This is a genomic window from Sphingobacterium pedocola, assembly GCF_015209965.1.
Lineage (GTDB): Bacteria > Bacteroidota > Bacteroidia > Sphingobacteriales > Sphingobacteriaceae > Sphingobacterium > Sphingobacterium pedocola.
The window spans coordinates 379,916-405,097 of the sequence record NZ_MU158693.1 but is presented as its reverse complement, the minus strand read 5'-3'; the positions used below and the strand labels follow the sequence as shown (position 1 = coordinate 405,097).

At 40.4% G+C, this 25,182-nt stretch carries 21 protein-coding genes and 3 tRNA genes; 16 read left to right on the top strand and 8 right to left on the bottom strand.

The features are described from left to right. Positions 1 to 10: 10 nt before the first annotated feature. Entirely contained in the window at positions 11 to 445 is a 435-nt protein-coding gene (locus C4F40_RS21260; RefSeq protein WP_196941424.1) for a hypothetical protein, read from the bottom strand. A 161-nt stretch (positions 446 to 606) separates the two neighbouring features. On the opposite strand from C4F40_RS21260, the gene proB reads away from it, so the two are divergent. From proB to C4F40_RS21245, 3 genes are all read left to right on the top strand, one after another. Then, positions 607 to 1,638 (top strand): glutamate 5-kinase, encoded by a 1,032-nt coding sequence (proB, locus tag C4F40_RS21255; RefSeq protein WP_196941423.1) that lies wholly within the window; start codon positions 607 to 609, stop codon positions 1,636 to 1,638. 9 nt (positions 1,639 to 1,647) lie between these two features. Continuing rightward, a complete protein-coding gene (locus C4F40_RS21250; RefSeq protein ID WP_196941422.1) occupies positions 1,648 to 2,895 on the top strand; it encodes a glutamate-5-semialdehyde dehydrogenase in 1,248 nt (415 codons plus the stop codon). 95 nt (positions 2,896 to 2,990) lie between these two features. Then, complete coding sequence (locus tag C4F40_RS21245; RefSeq protein WP_196941421.1) at positions 2,991 to 3,377, top strand: hypothetical protein; 387 nt, start codon at positions 2,991 to 2,993, stop codon at positions 3,375 to 3,377. A 91-nt stretch (positions 3,378 to 3,468) separates the two neighbouring features. Here the strand turns inward: C4F40_RS21245 and C4F40_RS21240 are convergent, their stop codons facing one another. Further along, on the bottom strand, positions 3,469 to 4,608 hold the full coding sequence (locus tag C4F40_RS21240) for an acyl-CoA dehydrogenase (protein WP_196941420.1): 1,140 nt from the start codon (positions 4,606 to 4,608) through the stop codon (positions 3,469 to 3,471). Between the two features lie 876 nt (positions 4,609 to 5,484). Here C4F40_RS21240 and C4F40_RS21235 point away from each other — a divergent pair. Together C4F40_RS21235 and C4F40_RS21230 are read left to right on the top strand one after the other, a co-directional pair. Further along, positions 5,485 to 6,120, top strand: a complete 636-nt coding sequence (locus C4F40_RS21235; RefSeq protein ID WP_196941419.1) for a peroxiredoxin — start codon at positions 5,485 to 5,487, stop codon at positions 6,118 to 6,120. Positions 6,121 to 6,714: 594 nt separating this feature from the next. Then, on the top strand, positions 6,715 to 7,302 hold the full coding sequence (locus C4F40_RS21230) for a transglutaminase-like domain-containing protein (protein WP_196941418.1): 588 nt from the start codon (positions 6,715 to 6,717) through the stop codon (positions 7,300 to 7,302). On the opposite strand, the gene C4F40_RS21225 is transcribed toward C4F40_RS21230, so the two are convergent. The 4 genes from C4F40_RS21225 to C4F40_RS21210 form a co-directional block, all read right to left on the bottom strand. After that, a complete protein-coding gene (locus tag C4F40_RS21225) occupies positions 7,280 to 7,762 on the bottom strand; it encodes a helix-turn-helix domain-containing protein (protein ID WP_196941417.1) in 483 nt (160 codons plus the stop codon). The two genes, C4F40_RS21230 and C4F40_RS21225, sit on opposite strands and share 23 nt — an antisense overlap. A 1,431-nt stretch (positions 7,763 to 9,193) precedes the next feature. Further along, positions 9,194 to 9,532, bottom strand: a complete 339-nt coding sequence (locus C4F40_RS21220; RefSeq protein ID WP_196941416.1) for a type II toxin-antitoxin system RelE/ParE family toxin — start codon at positions 9,530 to 9,532, stop codon at positions 9,194 to 9,196. Further along, positions 9,523 to 9,762 carry a hypothetical protein gene (locus C4F40_RS21215; RefSeq protein ID WP_196941415.1) on the bottom strand — a complete coding sequence of 80 codons (240 nt, stop codon included), beginning with the start codon at positions 9,760 to 9,762 and terminating at the stop codon, positions 9,523 to 9,525. Before C4F40_RS21215 ends, C4F40_RS21220 begins: the two co-directional genes overlap by 10 nt. Before the next feature lie 842 nt (positions 9,763 to 10,604). Beyond that, the gene (locus C4F40_RS21210) at positions 10,605 to 10,847 is read right to left on the bottom strand and encodes a DUF6364 family protein (protein ID WP_196941414.1); all 243 of its coding nucleotides are present in this window, start codon (positions 10,845 to 10,847) and stop codon (positions 10,605 to 10,607) included. Positions 10,848 to 11,568: 721 nt separating this feature from the next. On the opposite strand from C4F40_RS21210, the gene C4F40_RS21205 reads away from it, so the two are divergent. Both C4F40_RS21205 and C4F40_RS21200 read left to right on the top strand, forming a co-directional pair. Beyond that, the gene (locus C4F40_RS21205; RefSeq protein WP_196941413.1) at positions 11,569 to 12,384 is read left to right on the top strand and encodes a sigma-70 family RNA polymerase sigma factor; all 816 of its coding nucleotides are present in this window, start codon (positions 11,569 to 11,571) and stop codon (positions 12,382 to 12,384) included. A 12-nt stretch (positions 12,385 to 12,396) separates the two neighbouring features. After that, positions 12,397 to 13,491 (top strand): hypothetical protein, encoded by a 1,095-nt coding sequence (locus C4F40_RS21200; protein WP_196941412.1) that lies wholly within the window; start codon positions 12,397 to 12,399, stop codon positions 13,489 to 13,491. A gap of 68 nt (positions 13,492 to 13,559) precedes the next feature. Here C4F40_RS21200 and C4F40_RS21195 read toward each other — a convergent pair whose 3' ends face one another. Further along, entirely contained in the window at positions 13,560 to 14,651 is a 1,092-nt protein-coding gene (locus C4F40_RS21195) for a S1 family peptidase (protein WP_196941411.1), read from the bottom strand. A gap of 14 nt (positions 14,652 to 14,665) precedes the next feature. Beyond that, positions 14,666 to 15,250, bottom strand: coding sequence for an RNA polymerase sigma factor (locus tag C4F40_RS21190; RefSeq protein WP_136822677.1), 585 nt, complete (start codon positions 15,248 to 15,250; stop codon positions 14,666 to 14,668). A gap of 255 nt (positions 15,251 to 15,505) precedes the next feature. On the opposite strand from C4F40_RS21190, the gene C4F40_RS21185 reads away from it, so the two are divergent. From C4F40_RS21185 to C4F40_RS21145, 9 genes are all read left to right on the top strand, one after another. Further along, complete coding sequence (locus tag C4F40_RS21185) at positions 15,506 to 19,555, top strand: glycoside hydrolase family 2 TIM barrel-domain containing protein (RefSeq protein WP_196941410.1); 4,050 nt, start codon at positions 15,506 to 15,508, stop codon at positions 19,553 to 19,555. A gap of 116 nt (positions 19,556 to 19,671) precedes the next feature. Continuing rightward, complete coding sequence (locus C4F40_RS21180) at positions 19,672 to 20,421, top strand: UDP-2,3-diacylglucosamine diphosphatase (RefSeq protein ID WP_196941409.1); 750 nt, start codon at positions 19,672 to 19,674, stop codon at positions 20,419 to 20,421. After that, on the top strand, positions 20,409 to 20,972 hold the full coding sequence (locus C4F40_RS21175; RefSeq protein ID WP_196941408.1) for a Crp/Fnr family transcriptional regulator: 564 nt from the start codon (positions 20,409 to 20,411) through the stop codon (positions 20,970 to 20,972). The genes C4F40_RS21180 and C4F40_RS21175 overlap by 13 nt, the downstream gene beginning before the upstream one ends. A gap of 66 nt (positions 20,973 to 21,038) precedes the next feature. Continuing rightward, positions 21,039 to 21,368 (top strand): DMT family transporter, encoded by a 330-nt coding sequence (locus C4F40_RS21170; protein WP_196941407.1) that lies wholly within the window; start codon positions 21,039 to 21,041, stop codon positions 21,366 to 21,368. An 80-nt stretch (positions 21,369 to 21,448) separates the two neighbouring features. Then, positions 21,449 to 22,522, top strand: a complete 1,074-nt coding sequence (gene prfA, locus C4F40_RS21165; protein ID WP_196941406.1) for a peptide chain release factor 1 — start codon at positions 21,449 to 21,451, stop codon at positions 22,520 to 22,522. Positions 22,523 to 22,595: 73 nt separating this feature from the next. Continuing rightward, positions 22,596 to 22,669, top strand: a tRNA-Asp gene (locus C4F40_RS21160). 58 nt (positions 22,670 to 22,727) lie between these two features. Beyond that, positions 22,728 to 22,801 (top strand) — tRNA-Asp (locus tag C4F40_RS21155). 27 nt (positions 22,802 to 22,828) lie between these two features. Further along, positions 22,829 to 22,902: transfer RNA gene (locus C4F40_RS21150), tRNA-Asp, on the top strand. A 119-nt stretch (positions 22,903 to 23,021) separates the two neighbouring features. Beyond that, positions 23,022 to 25,178, top strand: coding sequence for a prolyl oligopeptidase family serine peptidase (locus tag C4F40_RS21145; protein WP_196941405.1), 2,157 nt, complete (start codon positions 23,022 to 23,024; stop codon positions 25,176 to 25,178). The last annotated feature ends 4 nt before the right edge of the window (positions 25,179 to 25,182 follow it).

Genomic DNA, 25,182 nt, shown 5'->3' with positions numbered 1-25,182 from the left:
TAGATTTGTACTATTTCTGTTCTCGATATAATTTTGTGTTGTTTAGACTCAACGTCCAGCAAAAATTCTCTTGCGTTAAATTGAATTTTCCATTTGTATAGTGATTAGTGGAGTTTTCCTGCAATACGATACTGTGTGACTCATTGGGGACAAAAATTTCCGCTTCATTTTTTGTGGAATCTATTAGTATGTAAGTGGAGGTTTGATAAGCGGAAGACGTATTTAAGATATGTAATTCTATTCCATGTTCCCAAGGTCTCACACAAGCATGTTTTACCTTTGACCAGGTATATCCGGCAGACGCAATGCATTCGTTTGAATCTCGATCGTTTCCGACGAAGTCTACGCTATCTTGCTTATTAGACTGCGTTGTATTAACAGAGCGACAAGAAGTACTTATTGCAATTAAGGAAACGAATAGTAAAGGTAGTATTAGTATGTTCATTTCGTAATCCAGTATAGCTGTACGTTTTTTAGATTAAACAAATAAGGGTCGTTTTTGATTTAAACGGAATTAGAAAATAATAATATTATTTATTTTCTTGAAAATCCTGTATATATTTATATTTTTCCAAAATATCAACGCGTATTATTAATAATATTTAAATGAAGAAGCCAATTTTGGTTATCAAATTCGGTTCGGCCTCTATTACAACTAATGGCGAAATAGATGAGCAAATCGTTTTGGAAATTGCAAGACAAACAGCTCAGCTACAATCCGCTTACAATATTGTATTGGTGTCCTCGGGCGCCGTGGCTGCCGGCAAGAAATACTTTCCTAGGTACAGCGGTACGCTTTCTGAACGGAAAGCAGCAGCGGCTATTGGTAATCCATTATTGGTGCGGACTTATGCAACCTATTTTAAACCCTTTAAAATAGCGTTGGCGCAGAGTCTGTGCGAACGTCAGCATTTTGCTAACCGGGATCAATTTCTGCAACTCAAGCGTACCTATGAAACGCTTTGGAAAAATAACATTATTCCTATTGCGAATGAGAATGATGTCGTCAGTAATAAAGAACTTAAATTTTCGGATAATGACGAGCTGGCGACTTTGATAGCAGTTGGATTTGGGGCTGAGCAAATCTTGTTTAGCACATCCGTTCCAGGTGTTTTGGATGCCGTCGGTCAGGTCATTCCGGAAATAAAGGTAATCGACAAAGATGCACTGGCTTTGGCACGTAAGGAAAAATCTGCTGTTGGGCTAGGGGGGATGACTTCTAAATTGAATTTTGCGCGTTTGGCTAATCAAATGGGTATTAAGGCGGTTATCTTTAGCATGCAGATTGAAAATGGGATACTAAAAGCGGTAAAAGGCGAGACGGGAACGGTGTGCCACGCACAAAAGAAGAAACTTTCTTCCCGTAATAAATGGTTAGCCAGTGGGAGTTTGATTTCGGGGCTAGTAACCGTGGACCAAGGGGCTATACACGCTTTGCAAAGTAGAAAGAGTTTGTTGGCGGTAGGCGTGATGAATGTCGTGCAGGATTTTGAGATTGGCGAGGTATTTCAGATCGCAGATGAAGCGGGAATAATTCATGCCGTGGCTAAATCTAAATTGGATTCGGCGACTCTTAAAAGCGAAAAAAATAAAAGAAATTTAGAAATTGCACATGCTGATGATATTGTGCTTTTATAATAGTAGGAGATGGAAACGATAGAACAACAATTAATAGAAGCGAGCCGCGCAAAACAGGTTATTCAACCACTGTCTTTAGAAACGAAAAGAAACGTGTTAATGCGATTGTCTTCTCTTTTGATAGAAAATACGGAAGAGATTATTACCGCCAATCAAAAAGATTTGGATCGTATGGACAAATCCGATCCGAAATATGACAGACTGGTATTGAATAAAGAGCGGATTGAAGGCTTGGCCCAAAGTGTAATAGATGTAAGCCAATTGGAAGATCCTACCGGAAAAGTACTGCTCTCGAAACAATTAGATAATGGGCTGCGGATTGAAAAGAAATCGGTGGCATTGGGTGTTGTGGGGGTTATTTATGAGTCACGTCCAAATGTAACGATTGATGTAGCTGCTCTTTGTATTCAATCGGGAAACGCATGTTTATTGCGTGGCGGTTCGGATGCATGGTTTACCAATAGCATATTAGTCGATCTTATTCATATCGTTCTCGCTGAGTTTGATCTGAATAAACATATTGTTCAATTACTTCCTACCGATCGGAAGTTTGTTGCCGAATTGCTGACAGCGACGAAATATGTTGACATTATTATTCCGCGGGGATCCCAATCACTAATCGATTTTGTACGGCAGAATGCCAAAGTTCCGGTGATCGAAACCGGAGCAGGGGTCTGTCATACTTATGTAGAGGAAACGGGTAATTTGGAAAATGCGGCTAAGATTGTAGCAAACGCGAAGATTTCGCGTCCTTCTGTCTGTAATGCATTAGATACGATACTGGTCGACCGCGTAGTTTCTGAAAACTTCCTTCGCAAAGTAGCTCCTTTATTGCAAGAAGCGGATGTCGAGATTTTTGCAGATAAAGATGCGTTTGTCACATTGAAAAACCTAAGCTATCCTCATCTTCTACAGGCAGATGAATCTGATTTTGGAAGAGAATTTTTGGATTTCAAATGTTCTGTCAAAGTCGTTGATAATTTTCAAGAGGCATTAGACCACATCGCGCGGTATTCCTCCAAGCATTCTGAATGTATAGTTTCGACTAACCCGGATCGCATCAGCACCTTTATGAATGTAGTCGATGCCGCTGCGGTTTATTCCAATGCTTCAACACGTTTCACCGATGGAGGCGAATTTGGGCTAGGTGCAGAAATAGGGATCTCGACGCAGAAATTACATGCCCGTGGTCCTTTTGCATTGGAAAAATTGGTTACAGAAAAATGGTTTGTGACAGGGAATGGACAGGTGAGGTAGTGAGGAGATGCTAAGGTGTTAGGCGTTAGACATTATGTGTTAGATATTAGATTTGAGATATTAGGCATTAGATTTTTAACTTTTGATTTTTAAGAATGGGAATACGGTATGAAAAAGACACGATCCTGAATTGGATCAATGAAATGGGCAAGTTCTTGAGATTAGTAGTAGGGAAGTGGGAAGACTTTGACGAGTCACAGGCTCTTGTCGACATTGAAACAGGATATAGCGATTTTTTTAAACGGGAGCGTGCTGATCTGTTAAAATTGGGCGATGATGAATTAAAGCAGTTTGCAGATAATTTAGAACCCGAACAAATTCGTCCTCTAGCTTTATTGTTCCTGTACGATGGACTAATTAATAAGGAAAGGGAGTTACTCCAAAAGGCAAAGTTATTACTGGAGTATCAAGCTGCTAAAACCGGGAATTTTTCTTTTGAAGATTTTGAACATTTGGCAACGATTGATAAGCATCTTAAGTGATTAGAGAACAGCAGTCAGAAGCTAGGTATGAACTGTATTACCTAGCTCCTGACTTTGGAAGCCTGTCTGCCGGCAGGTAGAGGTCTAGAAACTATGCTCTTAGTATTTCGCGTGCGATCACTAATCGTTGTATTTCTGAAGTACCTTCATATATCTGCGTTATTTTTGCATCCCGCATGAAGCGTTCTACATGATATTCTTTTACGTAGCCATATCCTCCATGGATTTGCACGGCTTCTATGGTATGTTTCATGGCTACTTCCGAGGTGTGTAGTTTTGCCATAGCCGCTTCTTTGCTGTAAGGCAATCCTTGATCTTTAACCCAGGCAGCTTTGTATGTCAATAGCCGGGCAGCTTCTATTTCAACTTCCATATCGGCCAATTTAAATTGGATTGCTTGGTGATCTGAAATAGGTTTTCCGAAAGTCTTGCGTGTTTTGGAATATGCTAAAGCTAAATCATACGCTCCTGCCGCTATTCCTAGTGCTTGCGCAGCGATCCCAATCCGTCCGCCGTCTAATGTTTTCATCGCAAATCTAAATCCAAATCCATCTTCTCCAATCCGGTTTTCTTTAGGTACTTTCACGTCTGAAAATAATAGTGAATGCGTATCAGAACTGCGGATACCTAACTTATTTTCTTTTGGGCCGATCGTAAAACCGGTAGACCCTTTTTCTACAATAAGTACATTGATTCCTTTATGCCCTTTCTCCACATCTGTTTGCGCAATGATTAAATAAATATCGGCATTACCCCCGTTTGTGATCCAGTTCTTCGTCCCATTCAATAGGTAATGATCACCTTTATCTTCAGCGGTAGTATGTTGCGAAGACGCATCCGAACCGGCCTCGGGCTCCGAGAGGGCAAAAGCGCCAAGCTTTTCACCCGTTGCTAGCGGCACTAGATATTTCTGTTTTTGTTCTTCGGTTCCGTATTCGTTTATTCCCCATAGCACTAGCGAGTTGTGTGCAGACATGATTACGGCAGCAGAAGCGTCAATTTTTGCAATTTCTTCCAGTGCTAATACATAGGCTAGCGTATCAAGACCAGCTCCGCCATATCCTTGGGGAATCATAATGCCCATGAAACCAAGTTCGCCCATTTTTTTGACGAACTCAAAAGGAAATTTAGCCTCTTCATCCCGTTGGATAGCGCCGGCTTTTAGTTCTTGTGCGAATTCACGGGCAGCGTCGCGAATCATTTTATGCTCTTCAGATAGTTCGAAATACATAACGTGTTTAGTATGGTGTAATCAAATATACTTAAAAATGCTATGCCTGCATAATAGTTTTTTTTTAAAAATAATTTTTATTTATTGATTGAGTAAATTAGAGGGGGTGATTTAAAGGAAGGGTTTTCTTAATCCAAATTTCTTTATTCCATTTTACTTCCGCTCATTGGCCGCGGAGGCCTAGTCCTTGGAAGCCCCAAGGACCAAAGGGTTTCTCCCATTTAAGGCGGCTTTATCGCACCGTCCTTCCTGCACAGAGAATGCACAGGCTGGGATAAATTCCGAAGCCCTTTTTGTTGGTCTTCGGAAATGACCCCAAGGCCTCTCCCTCCTCACAATCCATCTTCATTCTCTTTATTTTCCGCCGCTGTAAATGAGACGGAGACCAACATCCAATTGGAAGTGTATTTTTTTACGTAATCTATAATTTCAGATGAATTTAAAAGGACGACCTAGGTCTGTAGCGTAACATTGGCTCGGATATTACTTATTTACTTCGGCTGAAGTAAATAAGTAATATAACAAACGCACTACCCCTACACGCACGGTAAATGTCGCCTTAGCGGGTCGACAATTGCAGGAATGGTGAACCATCTTGTCGAGCCGGTACAGCGACGATTTTTGCTTCTTTTTAGGAAAAAGAAGTCGCCTTGCGCCGGCGAAAGAGGCGCATAAAATTGATTAAGAAAAACCTTCTTTATTTTAACACCTTTTTAGTTTTAACACAAAAAGCCTTTAACACCAAAAAATAAACTTAATCACAATCCCCGTTGTTATAGAAATGATAAAGTTATGACGAAATATATTTTGGGTGTTTAATTAAATCTACTACCTTAGTAGAGTAAAATAGATTATTGATTTTAATACGTATATAAAATGAGTTTAAGATTAGGAGACCAAGCGCCAAATTTCCAGGCACAAACAACAATTGGAGATATAGATTTTTATGAGTACACAGAAGGAAGTTGGGTAGTGCTTTACTCGCATCCTTCGGATTATACGCCAGTATGTACTACAGAGTTGGGGCGTACCGCACAACTGAAGGACGAATTTGAAAAGCGTAATGTCAAAGTATTAGCTTTAAGTGTAGATGCCATAGAGGATCATTTCGGTTGGATAAAGGATATTAATGAGACGCAAAACACTAACGTAGATTTTCCGATCATTGCTGATAAGGATCGTACAGTGGCAGAATTGTATGATATGATTCATCCCAACGCTTCGGCAACAGCTACCGTTCGTTCTGTATTTGTAATCGGTCCGGATCGCAAAGTTAAATTGACGCTGACGTATCCTGCATCTACAGGCCGTAACTTTAATGAGATTTTGCGTGTGATTGATTCATTACAATTAACTGATGAATATTCTGTTGCTACACCGGCAGACTGGACCGACGGGCAAGATGTCATCGTGGTGCCGGCTATTAAAACGGAAGATATTCCAGCAAAATTCCCAAAAGGATTTACGGAGATAAAACCTTACTTGCGTACAACGCCGCAGCCGAATAAATAAGAGTATCCAGCGATAGTAATTATAAAGAAGAAGCCGACTATAAGTTGGCTTTTTCTTTTAAGGAATATTTACGTTTTCGTAAAATATATGACGTTAGTAAAGCAGATATGAATATGATGCCGAGGTAACTGGCGCCATGAACGAAGTCGAAATTATACCTCTCCGGTGCAGAAAAGTAAAGGAATAACTGCGTCATTATGCACATAATAAAGAAAATAGAAAAGTATATCCAAAAGGTTCGCATGGGTAGTTCTTTAATTTAAAGTTAGCAATTAAAATATTAACTGCCAATTTTAATGTGAAGATTCGTAAGGAGTTGGTTTAAATATTCAGGTTATTTCTTCTCCTTGTCCTCTGCGCTTTATGTATATTTACGCTATGCTAATACAAGCGTCTTGTTTTCTGAATTTTACCTGCGAGTTTCCCGTGCCAACGATATTCATGCTGCGGCCGAAGAGTGGGATCGGGCAGTTCGTGATGCGCGACGAGTTGCAGGTGTCGCCCTATGTGACCATGACTGAGTTTGCCGACACTTACGGTAATTTGTGTCAACGGTTGGTGCTGCCCGCCGGACAATTCCAACTACGAAGCACGGTGGTTGCCGACTGTGCCGACGTGATCGATGTGGATTACGGAGCTGCATGGACACCAATCACAGACCTGCCGGACGGTATGTTGCACTTTCTCTTGCCGAGCCGGTACTGCGAGTCTGACAAACTGGGCGAAGTAAGCGCGGAAATAACCAGAGGCTGCAACACTGGCTATGAACAAGTGGAAGCGATCCGTCAATGGATACATACACACATCCAATACGAATATGGCACTACCAACAGCAGTTCATCTGCATGCGATGTATTAGAAACCAAGAAAGGTGTATGCCGTGATTTCGCGCATATCGGTATTTCCCTGTGCCGGGCATTGGATATTCCGGCACGGATGGCTACGGGCTACCTGTATGAGTTGGATCCAATGGACCTTCATGCTTGGTTTGAGGCCTATATCGGTGGGCGCTGGTATTGCTTCGATGCTACACAACACGAACCGAAAGGCGGCCGCATTCTAGTGGCCTACGGGCGGGATGCAGCGGATGTTGCCTTTGCCACACACTTCGGTGCAGTGACGCTTAATAATATGCAGATCAGTGTAGAGGAGGTAAGCTCTAGCCCCCATTTTTCTTTTTAATATACTTTTTGATGTTGCCCTCTTTGATATATTCCAGTTCGCCTTCTTTACAATAGCCGGTCAGATAAACGGAGAATTTGTTGCTGTCGCTTTTTTCGGTGTCTAATTCTTTGATCACATCGGCGACGCGCTTTGGACTGGTAAAAAAATCGGAGTGATAAACCAGATTATCAAGTTTCTGGGTGATTTCTATCCGTCTTTTTGAATCGGGGGGTATATTATACAGTGGTGTTAAATCAATGTCTTCTTGAAAAAACTCTTTAGGTTGTATATGTAGCGAACGACATAGTAAAAGGAAATTGTACAGTGTTGAACCTCCGCCTTTTTCAATGGCTGATATGGTGTTCACTGTGAGACCGGTCATGTTGGCTACATCCTTTTGGGAATAATGAAGTTCTTCCCTTCTGGCACGTAGTTGTATACCGATTTGATTTAGGATATGTTTATTAATATTAGACACATAACAAATTGAGTGAAAATTTGCGCAATAAAAATACAAGTGAATTTTGATAATTATTTGTGTTTGTAAAAACTTTCTATTATCTTTGATTATAATAAGACAACCAAATTAGTGCCCATATGAGAAAAAGCATATATAAAAACATTATCAAATCCCCAGTTTAAGACTGGCCAGTATTGAATACATTCTCAGAATCCTACAGCATAATAATACGATATTATTAACTTGAAGAAAACCGAAAACGCGTAGGATCTTTACCATAAATTTTAATCAAGATGCGGTGTTGTCGAAAGACGACATGGAAGAGACTTGCCTTTTGTGAAAAGTCTTCTATATGCATCGCTATGTTCTTTGACGTATTGGTATTGATAAAAAAGTGAAATATTTAATTGAGGCTTCTTGTGACGCCGTAGGGTGAGGGCGATAGGCCACTCGCTAAATACTTTTTTATTTTAGGTGTTAAGGGGGAGGGGATAGAGGTTAGGTGTTAGGAGATAGGGTTTTGGTAGTACAAGGGGTCGTCACTGTGAGGAGGTACGATGCGGCAGTCTTTCCTTTAAGAGCATAAGATCTCCACACCTTCGTGCCTCAGGTTCGCGATGACGTCGATGTTACTATCACAATGGACGGTTACTGCACGTCACTGCGAGGAGGCACGACGCGGCAGTCTAAATTATTCATTCTTGTTGGTTTATTGTATGATGATTGCTTAGTAAGACGATACGCTCAATATGACAATGAAGATACTTTGAGTTGAAGAATACAATTTGAAAGGTATACACAACTTGTTATCTTTGAATAGTTAATTAAATAGCGGTGTTGCTCATCCTAATTTGAAAGGTATACACAACACCTGATATGAAACAGCTTCAAACGCGTTCGGTGTTACTCACCCTAATTGGAAAGGTATACACAACGTTGATAGCGATAAATTAAAACACAGCGTTGATGCTACTCATCCCAATTTTAAAGGTATACACAACTTATTTCAGCCCCCGAGTAATTTGGTGTTACACCCTGCAAATTTGAAAGGCGCTAGTCAGGTTTAATAATTTTACAAACTGTTTTTCTTGTCATCTTGAACGTAGTGAAAGATCTGAACGCTATGCTGCCAGCATACTTTGAGATGCTTCATTGCATTCAGCATGACAACGAAGATACTTGGCGTCGAAGAACATAATTTGAAAAGTATATACAACGACTTTAGATCATCTCCCGAGCTAATCTTTGATGTTACTCACTACAATTTGAAAGGTAGTCTATTGCAGATCTGCGAAGAGGCAAATTTTCGAATTTGCTTACTGCACTTTGAAAGGCATACACAACAGGATTTGATAGGAGTATTATCGCTACGACGGTGCTACTCACTACAATTTGAAAGGTATGTGCAACCTCATGACGTTTACCTATTTAGAATGTGATAGGTGCTACTCATCCCAATTTGAAAGTTTTTTTATTTAGTTCGCTTAATTTTAATTGGATTTTGTCGGGCATCAAATACATCGACAATTTCAACGCTGTTTTTTTGTCGTTTATCCAATAAATGATTTTGTAATTTGTACTAACGATATATCTGAAGTTCTGCGGTCTTTCTTGTAGAAGTTCTTCGTGGACTCCAATTTCTGGGAAATTACTTAAGTTCTTAGCACTTTCGGCAATTTGAGTAGTTATCTGTCGAGCGATTTTTAGACTAACTTTTTCCTTGTGATAGTTAAAAATGTTTTTCAACTCGTTTTTGGCAGAATCGGTCCAGTATACCTTTAACCCCATTTTTTTATTTCCGCAATTAAATCATCTGAATTTGTGAGTCGCTCATTTTTTGAATCTTCTAACGATTTATCAATCCTTTGATTAAATTCAGTCGCTGTCATCGCTTCAATATTTTTGTCATTTTTTGATTGATCGGAACGCAATAGCTTTTCCAAGCGAGTCAGTAATTCTTCATTTTGAAGCTTTAAAAATTTTTGTACAAATTCGATTTTCCTCGTTTGAATATCCATAACAACATCTATTTTGTTATTCAAATTTACAAAATACTTTTTGACATTTTGGGATATATGTTGTTAAAAAGGGGTTGCTATTGTACTGAAAATAATTATGTTTTATTATTAAGAGGCTTCTTGTGACGCCGTAGGGTGAGGGCGATAGGCCACTCGCTAAATACTTTTTTTAGGTGTTAAGGGGGGAGGTTTTGAAAGGTATGTGTATCAGATTTGAAGATTTGGAAATGTTCTTACTTCCTGCAATTTGAAAGGTGTGCACAATCCCACGGTTTTCCCGTAAACTTCTTTTAAGGTGTTCCTCCCTGCAACTTGAAAGGTACGCACAACCCTGATGAAGAGAAAAGGCTACCTTCCAATGATGTTACTCACTACAATTTGAAAGGTATACAACTCCCATTTACCAGACGAGAAACAGAGAGAAGTTGCTACTCACTACAATTTGAAAGGAGCTAGTTAAGTTTAGTAACCTGCATATACTGTTTTTCTTGTCATACTGAGGCCTGCCGAACCGAGCATAGCGAGCTCATGAGTACCTTAGAGACAAGCACTGATGAATAAGTATCTGAACGCTATGGTGTCTGTATATTGTGAGATGTTTCGATACGCTCAACGATGACAATGAAGATGCTTGGTGCCGAAGAACACAATTTGAAAGGTATACACAACGGACACGAGAGTAAGTAGTGTGTTAGCAAGGGTGTTACTCATCCTAATTTGAAAGGTGTGCCCCTCCTACTTTTGAAAGGTAATATTATCTACTTAGGTATTCTTTGGCGGTCATTACCGGAAGAATATTGTTTTTGAAATCTTTTTTATTGCGGGTAATAATGATGGCTAAGTTATTTTCTAATTTTGTTTAAATATTCGGCGTATTCCTTTTTGTATTTTTTCTCCGGCTCTTGAGGGATGATTCCTGTAAGACTTTCAACAAGCGGACTTACCGTCGTGTTTTCTTCTTTTTCGGTCAACGATTTTAGGTAATTCTCAATCAGTTTTGAAAGGCTGGTCTTATTATGCTTAGCATAATCTTTCGCACTTTCGATGATATTCTTTTCTAAATTCAATGTAAGTTTTGTATTCATAACATTTTCCTTTCACGTGTAAAAATACGAAAACAATACGTGTTATAAAAATATGCAATCTTAATTAGAGGCTTCTTGTGACGCCGTAGGGTGAGGGCGATATGCCACTCGCTAAATACTTTTTTATTTTCTTGCGGGTGTGCTTATTCGCGAATAGGCAAAATTGCAAATTCGCTTACTTGATTTATAAGGTACGCACAACTAATATTCCTCATTCATAGTTTTTAAGTTGTTACTCACCCCAATTTTAAAGGTATGCACAACGGAGCCCTGCTATAGTTCTATCTTCCTCCGGTGTTAACTCTTGCAATTTGAAAGGTATGCACAACTGGATGACACCTCGTAATGCGCATTCTAAAGTGTTACTCACCACAATTTGAAAGGTACTTTATAGCTGATTCGTGAATAGGCAAATTTGCGAATTTGCTTACTACCTATTTGAAGGGTATACACAACACCTGAATGACCGCTGAATCGAATTCGGAGGTATTACTCACTACAATTTAAAAGGTACGTTTATCGCAAATCCGCGCATAGGCGAATCCGCAAATCTGCTTATCACACACGTTAAAGTATACACAACAGAGTCTTGCAGCTATATCTTCAATACCAACACATTCTATTCATATACAGCTTACGCGGGCCCGGCCACAAAAACCGCCAGATATATCCCCCGGGGCTGCAGTAAGCTATCTAATCGATAACAAACTAAACAACAATTATGAGTAAACTATTACAACAAAAAAAAGATATTGAACGGCATATTTTATTGCTGAACGACGGTAGGGAAAAGGGCCTGGACTTCTTCTACAAAAAGTTTTACGGTTATTTTCATTTCCGTGCTGAAAAGTACACCAAGGACGAATGTGACGCAGAAAGTATTGTACAGGAAGCTTTTCTACGGCTCTGGTTATTTCGAGAGAATGTAGACTCCATGGATGCGGTTTTTACTTTTCTTAAAACACAGGTTAACGCTGCGATAAAGGCTTATTATAGCAAATCAAGAAATCGGTTTAATCGTAGTCTATTACGCTTGGACGGTATTGAGGATTATCAGGAGTTTTTATTGGGCTATGAACTGGAAGAAGAGGAGGAGGAAGATCTGGTCTACCTCGAAAGATTGGAAACCGAAAAGCAGGAACAGATGAATCGATTAAATAGTATCCTGCCCAGTCTGAAAGACGAACAACAACTCTTTATCAAACTGTGCTTGAAATATAGTTTTAATTATGAACGCATTGCTTACTATCTCGGCGGCATATCCGATTATGAGGTCAGTATGCAGGTAGAGAAAACAATTGATACGTTGCGCAGCATATTCAACAGCTCGGAGAAAATGGATCTGTTAAATAAACCTGCTAAAATTGTACTGCAGGGTGAGTTCAATGATCAGCAGGCAGAGATCTTCCATATGCGCTACGAGTTGCAGCTCTCCTTTGAACAGATTTCAGAAGCCTTGCAGCTAAGTTCCGCGATGGTGAAGAAGCTATTCGTTGAAGCGCACGCAAAAATAAAGCAATCCAAACAAACAGCATAAAAAGGAGGAACTATGGCAAATGATACAATTATTTTAACCCGCAAAGTACAGATTTACATCGACTGCGACGAAAAGGAAAAACGTGCGGAATATTTTAAGAAACTATTCGAATGGCAGGATATTGTCTACCGTGGCTCGAATATGGTCCTGACGCATCAATATCTTCAGGAAAATATAAAAGACCTGATCTACTTACGGGATGATGTGAAGGTGAAATTAGCAGACAACAATAAAGATCCGGAAGGCATTCTAAACACCTCGCGGATGAACACGACTTATAGGGTGCTGTCCGCTTCCTTTAAAGGCAAACTGCCTGCGGACATCATCTCGAATATGAATATGACGTTGATTAAGAACTTCAACGCCGATCGACTCGCATATTGGAAAGGGGAGAAGTCGCTTCGTAATTATAAAAAGGACATGCCTATTCCGTTCTCAGGCATTCAGATTAAATTCAGTAATGATGAAAAAGGTAGGGATTTCAAATTCAACTTATTTAAGATTCCCTTCCGTACGTATTTGGGCAAGGATCGCTCGGATAAACGCGTGTTGCTGCAACGGGCTTTGGTGGGACAGATAAAGATATGCGGTAGCTCTATTAAGATTGTAAAAGGGAAGATATTCCTGCTTATCGCATTGGAGCTTCCCAAAAAACAACATGTCCTAAAGGATCATGTCATAGCAGAGGCTTCTCTTTCTGTAGAGCATCCGATTACAGTCAATATCGACAAGGATAATTTTCAGATCGGCAATAAAGAGGAATTCTTGTATAGACGGATGGCTATACAGGCGGCAAGACATCGCATTCAGAAAGCGTCCGCCTTTAATAGAGGCGGGAAGGGAAGAACGAAAAAACTCAAAAGTCTCGAGCATTTTAGTGAAAAGGAAAAGAACTATGTAGATAGCCGTTTGCACTTGTATAGCCGTCGGTTGATCGATATCTGCGTGAAATCGCAGGCGGGTACACTTTTACTCGTGAACCAAACGAATAAAGAAGAAGCGGCCAAAGACGATGAATTCCTGTTGCGCAACTGGAGCTATTACGGTTTGATCGAAAAAATAAAGTATAAAGCCAGCATGGCGGGAATTAACCTGATTGTTGAATAAGATCTACAAAAAAAGCACCTTGGACAAGAAATCCAAGGTGCTTTTAAATATAGTACTATTGAAAGCTACTAGTATACTTTAACGATATAGATATAATCCTGAATTTTTTTAATCTGCTCGGTCCGCGGTAAATTCGACAATGTATTTTTAGTACTCAAAACTACATTTCCTCTTAATGAATCCGCAGGTATCCGATTTAATGTTTCGATAAGTTCTTTGGTTTTAATCGCAAACCCGGCGCCATCAATACCTTTTTGTTTACCAGAAATGATACCGATAATATTTCCTCTGTTGTCTAGAACCGGTCCACCACTATTACCCGGATTGATAGGGATCGAAATTTGGTAAGCGATCGTATCTCCTGCATACCCCGTATTCGAACTTAAATATCCCTGACCGTATACTGCCTCATCCCGAGGGAAACCGATCGTATAAATATCTTCCCCAATATCAGAGATTTGTCTTTTGAATGTATATGGAACGGTTTTTAAGGGTTTGAATGTACTATCGCTGATATGCAAAATGGCCAAGTCTTTCTCTATGTCTGAATAAACGATCTGGGCTTTAAATGCCTGGCCTTTTGTGTTCTGAAGATGCACAGAATCAGCGCCATTTACCACATGATAGTTTGTTACAACGTAGCCATCTCTGGTCAGCATAAACCCTGTAGCACCGAAGTGTATCGGCGTCGGACTCTTCTCTTTTCCGCTATTGATATTTTGGATCTTCCTGTTTTGCTCATTTACATTCTTCTTTACCGTATTCATTTCACGACGCAAGGCGCTGTAGTCTGTGGAAGCCTTTTTGATACTGGTAAAATAACCTGTGAGCCATAATGTGGAGAAGACAGAGATCAATGCTACTGCTGCGGCCACACCTGCATTCATCTGTAGTTTCTTCCAAATCTTGATGATCCCAGTATTGGCTTTCGCAGGAGCTTGGTGATGTAATAATTCTTGCTGTAAAGACATTTTGAACATACGCCTTTGTTCAGTTTCTTTCCAAGAAGAGATGAACCCTCGGTGTTCTTCAAGAATTTGCTGGAATTCGGGGTGATCTTGGCAAAATTTTTCAAAAGCAAAACGATCGCCCGCGGATAACTCTCCTCTCAAATATTGATCTGCCCAATCAATAAACTCATTTCTTCGCATACTACTCATGATCGCTATTATATTTAATCTGTATTATTAAAAAACAACTTTTTAAGTCTTTGTAGACATTTATATTTCTGTGTCTTGGCATTATCCGTATTGGTATAGCCAAACTTTTCACAGATGGCCTGCATTGACAGGTTCGCAATATAAAAGTCGTTCAAAATGGTTTTACAGGGCTCACCCAGCTGCTCTAACGAGCTTTCCATTTGTGTAAACTTAGTCTCAATGTCTACATGCCTTTCGATATCTTCTTCAACATGAAGAATGTCTTCATAATCAGAAATGTCTGAGGTATTGGTAGAAGCTCCTTTTCGATTAAGCTGCTTTAACCATAACCTCCTACTAACGGCATATAAAAATGTCTTTAGTTTACTTTTTAACTCAAAATCTTGTTGAGTAACACGGTCATACAATACCATTACCGCCTCTTGAAAGATGTCTTTCGCTTCCTCGTTCGACCCGTTATTATTGATTATCATACGAGCAACAGAAGGAAAGAAATGCGCATAAATCGTATTTATAGCTTTACTTTCACCTTTTGCGACTCCCTCGATGATCTCAAGGTCCGATATCTCTTTTGGTAATATCTGTCTTATCTTACTCACTTATTAATACCTTAAAATTCAAATAGTAACCCTGATTTGTTAAATTTTAATTTAAGAAAATTCCTGAATCAAACGTAGGAGTTATTTTGGATATATAAGATATAAATTCGAAAATTTTCAATAACTGATTGCTGTTGCCCTTTGTATCTTTTTTAATATAAGTATTTTACGCAATCGAATGATTGAAGCAAGGGTGTTGTAGTTATGCTTATTGCTATTATTTTTGCAATCTACCACGCATTTTAATTATTGAATATGATACGATCCATACCTGCCCGAATAACGCTTCTAATCGCAACATTATTGCCGATATCGTTTTCAGCACATGCACAACAGGCAGCTTCATCACTAGCAGGTTTTCGGTACGGGAGAGAGGTAGCTCCTTCTGGCAAGGAATGGGAATCTCCTGACGATTTATCCTTGAATAAAGAACAACCTCGAGCTTATTTTTTTTCATTTGATGATGTAGCACATGCGCGCAAAGTATTGCCTGAAAATAGTAAATATTGGATGTCGCTCGACGGAACATGGAAATTTAATTGGGTAAAAACTCCTGAGCAACGCCCGAGAAATTTCTTTGATCCAAAATTGGATGTCTCTTCTTGGGATGAAGTGCCAGTGCCAATGAATTGGAATATTCTCGGTATCCAAAAAGATGCGTCATTGAAATACGGTGTGCCTATTTATGTCAATCAGCCAGTAATATTTCAGCATAGTGTAAAAGTGGACGATTGGCGTGGCGGTGTAATGCGAACACCTCCCGAGCATTGGACAGCTTATATCTACCGTAATGAGGTAGGATCATACCGACGTACTTTTTCCGTTCCTTCTTCCTGGGATGGACGGGAAATATTTGTCAACTTTGATGGTGTAGATTCTTTTTTCTATCTATGGATAAACGGAAAATATGTGGGATTTTCTAAAAACTCCCGAAATGCAGCTTCTTTTGATATCACATCCTATCTGAATAAAAGCGGAGAGAATACGATTGCAGTAGAGGTGTATCGGAATTCTGACGCCTCCTTTCTGGAAGCACAGGACATGTTCCGACTTCCGGGCATATTCCGTACAGTTTCCCTTACCTCAAAACCTAAAATTCACGTTCGGGATCTGATCGCTATTCCTGATCTGGATGCGAATTATGAAAATGGATCATTGCAGGTCAAAGCGGATATCCGAAACCTCGATAAGAAGGATGCAAAAGACTATAAAATGGTCTACAGTCTTTATGCAAATGAATTGTATGGTGATAGTAATACCGCAGTAGGATCAACTGCTGTAGTGGCTACTGCGAAAGAGATAAAAGCAGGAGGTTTTGCTTCTACAGCAATAACATTTCCGGTTAGCGATCCTAACAAGTGGTCAGCAGAGCGCCCGTACCGCTATACATTGGTCGGCGAACTGAAAGATAATAAAAACCGTACTGTCGAGACCGTTTCGGTTGTTGTTGGGTTCCGGAAAGTAGAGATTAAAGATACGAAGGCAGAAGACGATGAATTTGGACTAGCGGGCCGTTATTTTTATATCAATGGTAAAGCCGTGAAGCTGAAAGGCGTAAATCGTCATGAAACAAATCCTGAAACGGGCAAGGTCATCTCTCGTGAACAAATGGAGAACGAAATCAAGTTGATGAAGCGGGCTAACATTAACCACGTACGAAATTCGCATTATCCCGATGATCCATATTGGTACTACTTGTGTAACAAGTACGGTATCTACTTGGAAGATGAGGCAAATATAGAAAGTCATCAATATTACTACGGAGATGCATCTCTCTCGCACCCGGTAGAGTGGCGGAATGCACATGTCGCGCGAAATGTCGAGATGGTGCATGCAACAATCAATAATCCGTCGGTAGTTATATGGTCTTTAGGTAATGAAGCTGGTCCGGGAAAGAATTTTGTAGCAGCCTATGAGGCAATCAAACAGATTGATACATCGCGCCCCGTGCAGTATGAACGTAATAATAGTATTGTCGATATGGGGTCGAATCAGTACCCCTCAATCGATTGGGTACGTGGAGCGGTGAAAGGAACCTATAAGATCAAATATCCCTTTCATATTTCGGAATACGCGCATTCGATGGGTAATGCAGCCGGAAATCTAGTTGACTATTGGGAAGCTATTGAATCGACAAATTACTTTATGGGTGGTGCAATCTGGGATTGGATCGATCAGTCGATGTATTATTATGATAAGGCGACGGGCGAAAAGTACCTGGCATATGGGGGAGATTTTGGCGACAAACCGAATGACGGTACGTTTGTGATGAACGGACTCATATTCGCAGATATGACCCCGAAGCCGCAGTACTACGAGGTGAAGAAGGTGTATCAAAATGTTGGTGTGCGTGCTGTGGATATAAAACAGGGGAAGATAGAGGTATTCAACAAGAATTATTTCGTTCCATTAAGCGATTATACGATGCAATGGTCGTTATATAAGGACGGAATCGAGATAGAAAAAAGCACTACTTTTGAAGAGGATAATAAGATCACAGGAGCCCGTCAACGCAAGCAGTATACCATACCGTTTGATTTTTCGGCATTGGATCCACAGTCTGAATACTTTGTGAAAATTCAATTCTTATTATCTAAGGATGAGTTTTGGGCTGAAATAGGCTTTGTGCAAATGGAAGAACAGTTGCTCGTGAAAGAAGCGGAGAATAGGCCTTTGATTTCTGCAATAGCAAAAGGAGGAACAATCCAAATCAGCTCGGAAGGTGATTTCAAAACAATTAAGAGTGACGGATTTACAGTAAGATTTGATACCCGGACCGGTACGATTTACAGTTTGACGTATGGCAACGAACAAATTATCCGTGACGGGGAAGGTCCTAAATTGGATGCGTTAAGAGCGCCGTTAGACAACGATAACTGGGCTTATCAGCAGTGGTTCAAAAAAGGTCTTCACAACCTGAAGCATAAAACCCTTTCGACTAACACATATACCAAACCGGATGGTTCAGTGGTTTTATCGTTTAGCGTGGAGTCTCAGGCACCACATGGTGCGACTATACGTGGAGGGAGTTCCGGAACCTATACCATTACTGAACACATGGACAGACCGTTTAGTGGCGGAGATTTTAAATTTACTGCAACTCAGATCTGGACGGTTTATCGCGATGGATCTATTGAGCTGCAATCCAGTATTACTTCTAATAATGCCGCTTTGGTATTGCCTCATATTGGTTATACATTGCAAGTTCCGGAGAAATATGGCAATTTTCAGTATTACGGACGTGGACCGGTAAACAACTACGTGGATCGTAAAACAGCACAATCCATCGAATTGTACAAGAGTACGGTGAAGGAGCAATATGTAGCTTGGCCTAATCCACAAAGTACAGGGAATAGGGAGGAAGTACGTTGGAGTTCGTTGACAGACGATTCCGGTAATGGTGCCATTTTTATTGCCAACAAGCAGATGGCGACTTCAGCATTGCCATGGAGTGAATTGGAAATGACATTAGCTCCTCATACGTATCAACTGCCTACAAGTACAGGTACTCATTTAAGCCTAAATGCTGCCGTAACCGGACTGGGAGGGAATAGCTGCGGTCAAGGCCCACCTTTGGAAAAAGATCGTGTAAAAGCGGACGCACACACTTTTGGCTTTATCATCCGACCTGTTAAGGGAAATGATTGTACAGTTAAAGCAGGTGTCTCTCCTGCAGGCGATAGACCCTTGACGATGTCGCGCAGTCGTAATGGAGATATCAGTATATCTACAGAGAAAAATAATGCGGCGATCTATTATGCTATAGGTAACGACAAGCCACGCTTATACACTTCTCCTTTCAATCTACGTAGTGGAGGGAAAGTTTCTGCTTGGCTCAAAGAGAACGAAAAGTTAGCCATTTCATTTGATTTTGAGAAGATCGAAAGTATTGCGATGACAGTTGTTTTCTCGTCGAGTGAAGAAAGGGGAGAGGGGAATGCTTCGCATCTGGTGGACGGCGATCTGTCTACGATATGGCATACGATGTACTCGGTAACAGTGGCACAATACCCGCATTGGGTGGATTTTGATGCAGGTGATGTGAAAACAATCAAAGGATTTACGTATACACCGAGACAAGACGGTCCCAACGGCAACATCAAAGAATATAAATTACAGGTGAGTACCGATGGGAAAAATTGGAGTGATTCAATTATCGAAGGTAAATTTGAAAATAATTTCAAACCCAAATCGGTTACGCTGAGGAAACCCATTAAAGGACGTTTTATTCGATTTACGGCGTTAAGCTCGCAAAGCGGACAGGACTTTGCATCGGGAGCCGAATTTGCCGTTATGGCCGAATAAGTGGTGTAATAATCGACAAAGAAGAGCCTCAAGAATATAACTTGAGGCTCTTCTTTGTTATTTCCTGGCTCGTTCTACAGTTTGAAAATTCGCAGCAATTGTCTAGCTTCGCAAAGATGACTATACGCAACCACATATATTTTGCATCAGATTTCCATTTGGGGTCTTTTCCCAAAGAATCGTCCGTATTAAGAGAGCGAAACATTATCTCGTGGCTGGATTTCATTAAATCTAATGCAGCGGAATTATATTTAGTGGGTGATATTTTTGATTTTTGGTTTGAATACGCCACGGTCGTTCCAAAAGGCTATATTCGTTTCTTAGGTAAGCTGGCTGAATTAGCTGACCTAGGTGTTAAAATTACGCTCTTTAAAGGCAATCATGACATGTGGATGTTTGGTTATTTAGAGCAGGAATTAGGAGCGACCATTATTTCGGATGAATTGGAATTAAGCCTCAACGGAAATAGTTTCTATATTCATCACGGTGACGGACTGGGGCCTGGCGACCGCAAATATAAATTCCTAAAAAAAATCTTTCGAAGTACAGCCTGTCAATGGCTTTTTGCGCGACTTCACCCTAATTTGGGAATCGGAATAGCACAGCGCTGGTCTAAGCACAGCAGAGCTGCTAGCAACGCAGAGGAAAAATTTCTTGGAGAGGAAAACGAATGGCTTATTCAGTATGGAAAGGAACTGCTCACAAAAAAGCATTACGATTATCTGATCTTTGGACATCGCCATTTTCCGTACGACATTAAATTAAGCGATTCTACTCAAGTAATTAATTTAGGCGAGTGGATTAACTATTCAACCTATGCCGTATGGGACGGTGAAAAATTGCAATTAGAAAAATGGAATTCGTAGATATCGTTCAGCGTATCCATCCATTAAAAAAAGAAGATCTGCAAAAACTTCTTTCCATCTCCGAAACGATTCAAGTTTCCAAAAATACTGTCTTTATTGACACAGACAAGCTATCGAAATACATCTACTTTCTACAAGAGGGCATCTGTCGTATATATTATCACAAAGCTGATATAGCGGTCATCCTTGCTTTCTCATTTCCTGGTGAAGCGATGATTTCGTTAAACAGTTACATTCATGGTAAACGAGGGTATGAAAATATCGAAACGCTCGAAACATCTATAATGATCCGAATAGAAATCGCCAGCCTTCAAAGTCTTTACGAGAATTCTACGGCGATTGCAAATTGGGGCAGAAAACTGGCTGAATTTGAAATCCTTAAAATTGAAGAGCGACTGATGCAGAAGCTCTTTAAAACAGCTTCTGAGCGATATCAAGATTTACTTCGGAAAGAAGCTAATATCACCAATCGTGTGAAACTGGGATTCATAGCATCGTATCTGGGTGTTACGCAAGTTACACTAAGTCGAATTCGTGCGCATATACGATGATTTTTTAACATTTGTAAAAAGTTATTTCCTCAAATCTTCTGACCTTTGTTTAAAATTATTTTTATTATGAATTGGATTATATTGATTGTTGCTGGGTTATTTGAAGTTGGTTTTACGACATGTCTTGGTAAAGCGAAAGAAAGTTCAGGTTCCATAATGTACCTTTGGTACGGAGGGTTTATTATCTCCCTATTTGTCAGCATGGCCTTATTGATCAAAGCAACGCAAACATTACCACTCGGAACAGCCTATGCCATATGGACGGGGATTGGTGCCGTAGGAACGGTACTGATGGGGATAATCTTCTTTAAAGAGCCTGCGGACTTTTGGAGAATATTTTTTATTTTCACGTTAATAGCCTCGATCGTGGGACTTAAAGTTGTTTCAAGTCATTAGAAATTACTTCTTTCTATAACATAAATTTTAAGTACTTTTGTACTCCCTAATGGGCTTATATGCCCCCTAGTTAAAGTATTATGTTAGAAAAATTACAAGCCATTAAAGAACGATGGGAAGAAGTGGAGGCTGAGCTAAGCAACCCCGAAACCATCAACGATATGAAACGTTTTGCTAGATTGAATAAGGAATATAAAGACCTTGGCAAAATTGTAGATCAATATCATATCTATAAAAATATAGTTAGCAACATCGACACGAATAAAGATATCCTCTCTAACGAAAAAGATCAGGAACTTCGGGAGATGGCAAAAGAAGAACAGGATCTCCTTTTCGTTCAAAAAGAAGAAAAGGAAGATGAGATACGATTGATGCTCATTCCTAAAGATCCAGAAGACGCTAAAAATGCGATAATTGAAATCCGTGGCGGTACAGGAGGCGATGAAGCTGCTTTGTTTGCCGGTGACCTATACCGTATGTATACTCGGTTCTTCGAGACAAAAGGATGGCGAAATGAAGTAATGGATGTAACAGAAGGGACCTCTGGTGGTTACAAAGAGGTAATTTTGAAGGTAATCGGTGAAGATGTTTACGGCCAGCTAAAATATGAATCAGGAGTACACCGTGTACAACGTGTTCCGGATACCGAAACACAAGGACGTGTGCATACCTCTGCTGCATCTGTTGCTGTTTTGCCTGAAGCTGAGGAAGTAGACGTGGAAATCAATCCAGCCGATGTTGAGTTGCAGACTTCCCGTTCCGGTGGAGCCGGCGGACAGAACGTCAACAAAGTAGAAACTAAAGTACAATTGACACACAAACCATCTGGAATTGTTGTCGTTTGTCAGGTAGAGCGGTCTCAATTAGCGAATCGAGAACTGGCCATGGAAATGCTTCGTACCAAACTTTATGAAATCGAGCTGAATAAAAAGAACGGCGATATTGCAGCTCGGAGAAAGACATTGGTTTCGACGGGTGATCGTTCTGCGAAAATCCGTACCTATAATTTCCCTCAAGGAAGATTTACCGAACATAGAATTGGATTGACAACATACAATTTGCCGGCTATTTTGGATGGTGATATTCAGGATATTATCGATGCATTACAGTTTGCCGAGAATGCAGAAAAGATGAAAGACGGTACCGTAGACTAAGATTTTTTTAAAAAAATTTAGGTTTATTCGAAAATAGCGCTATATTTGCACACCTTCTAACAAGAAGGGTTGAGGTTTGGTAGTTCAGCTGGTTAGAATACATGCCTGTCACGCATGGGGTCGCGGGTTCGAGTCCCGTCCAGACCGCTTCAAAAAGAGAAAGATTTAACTTTCTAACGTTCTTAAAAAAGATTAAAAGATTTTAGGTCTGGTAGTTCAGCTGGTTAGAATACATGCCTGTCACGCATGGGGTCGCGGGTTCGAGTCCCGTCCAGACCGCTAATCTCTTTTAACAATTAAATCTTAGGTCTGGTAGTTCAGCTGGTTAGAATACATGCCTGTCACGCATGGGGTCGCGGGTTCGAGTCCCGTCCAGACCGCTTTAAAAAAGGATATCCACATAATGGATATCCTTTTTTTTCTGAAAGTGTCTATTCTCAAAGGCCATCAAGAACTTTCTTAAAAAAAACTCCTATCTTGTCGTATCAAGTGTTAGAATATGAATAAATCATGTAGTATTATGCTGTTGTCAGTATTGACGATCGCCGGATGCGGACAGCAAGCGCAAAAAAGCATCGAAGCGAACAAGGCGATTAAACTAAAACCATACCCAAAGACAGACAACGTGAATGTGAAGGATGACTACTTCGGAACCATTGTGGACGATCCGTATCGTTGGTTAGAAAACGACTTATCTGATGAAACCAAACAATGGGTAACTGCCCAAAACGAAGTAACGCAGGATTATTTAGAGCAGATTCCATTCCGTGATGCTATTTATAGCCGTTTGGAGAGCTTGTGGAATTACGAGAAGGTAGGGGCTCCGATTAAGGAGGGCGACTATATCTATTTTTACAAAAACGATGGGCTTCAGAACCAATATGTACTGTGGCGTAAAAAAGGTGATGAGGGAAAAGAAGAGGTTTTTCTGGATCCTAACAAATTTTCGGAAGATGGTACAAGCTCATTGGCCGATATATCCTTCTCTAAAGATGGTTCGTTGGTAGCCTATCAGATTTCGGAAGGTGGGTCTGATTGGACAAAGGTTGTCGTTCTGAAAACCGAAGATAAATCTGTTGTCGGAGAAACGCTGATAGATGTGAAATTCTCGGGGTTAGCTTGGAAAGGCAATGATGGGATTTATTATAGCAGTTATGACAAACCCAAAGAGGGGTCGGTGTTGTCGGCCATGACAGATCAGCATAAGCTATATTTCCATAAATTAAATACACGGCAGACAGATGACGAACTGGTATTTGGAGGAACGGATATGCCGCGTCGCTACATCAGCGCTACCCTGACGGAAGATGAACGTTATCTGATTGTGTCGGCAGCGAATACCACTTCCGGCAATGAATTATATATTAAAGATCTTGCCTCCCCTAATGCCGTTTTTGTAACGGTGGTGGGTGATATGGATAAAAACCATGATATCATCGATAACGATGGTACTAAATTGTTTATTTATACGGAACTGGATGCACCCAATGGACGTGTCGTAACTGCCGATGTTGCCGATCCACAACCTAAAAATTGGCAAACATTAATCGCTGAAACGGAACAGTCGCTATCGCCTACAACCGGTGGAGGTAAGATATTTGCGAATTACCTGAAAGACGCAACCTCGCAGGTAAAACAATACGACCGAAACGGAACGCTAGAACGGGAAATCGAGCTACCCGGCATAGGTTCTGCAGGTGGATTCAGTGCGAAAGTAAAAGATGAAGATTTATATTATTCTTTTACGAATTACGTTAACCCGGTTACGATCTATAAATATGATATGGCATCCGGAAAATCGGAAGTTTATAAAAAATCAGCAATCAATTTCGACCCTTCCCGCTATGAGTCCAAGCAAGTATTTTACACCTCTAAGGATGGAACGAAAATACCGATGATTATTACCTATAAAAAAGATATTAAATTAGACGGCACCAATCCTACTGTGTTGTATGGCTATGGCGGATTTAACATAAGCTTGACACCGTCCTTTTCTACCGGTAATATCATTCTGTTGGAACAAGGTGGCATACATGCCGTGGCAAACCTTCGGGGAGGAGGAGAGTATGGCGAGCGCTGGCATCTTGCCGGTGTGCAGATGAATAAGCAAAATGTATTTGACGATTTTATCGCTGCAGCCGAATACCTGATCGACCAGAAATATACCTCTTCGCAGCGGTTGGCTATTGCGGGTGGATCAAATGGTGGATTATTAGTGGGGGCATGTATGACGCAAAGACCGGAGTTGTTTAAAGTGGTATTTCCTGCTGTAGGCGTGTTAGATATGCTTCGTTATCATAAATTTACTGCCGGAGCAGGATGGGCATTTGACTATGGGACAGCGGATGATAGTAAGGAGATGTTTGAATATCTGTATAAGTATTCGCCCTACCATGCGTTGAAGCCGAATACAGCCTATCCAGCTACCATGGTAACAACAGCTGACCACGACGACCGTGTTGTGCCCGCTCATTCGTTTAAATTTGCGGCACGTCTTCAAGAATATCACACAGGATCAAATCCCGTTCTGATTCGTATTGACACCAAGGCTGGGCATGGTGCAGGTAAGTCCACTGCTATGGTTATTGCGGAACAAGTAGATAAATGGACTTTCATGTTCCAAAATATGGGAATAGGATATAAAGAGGTCAAATAACAGA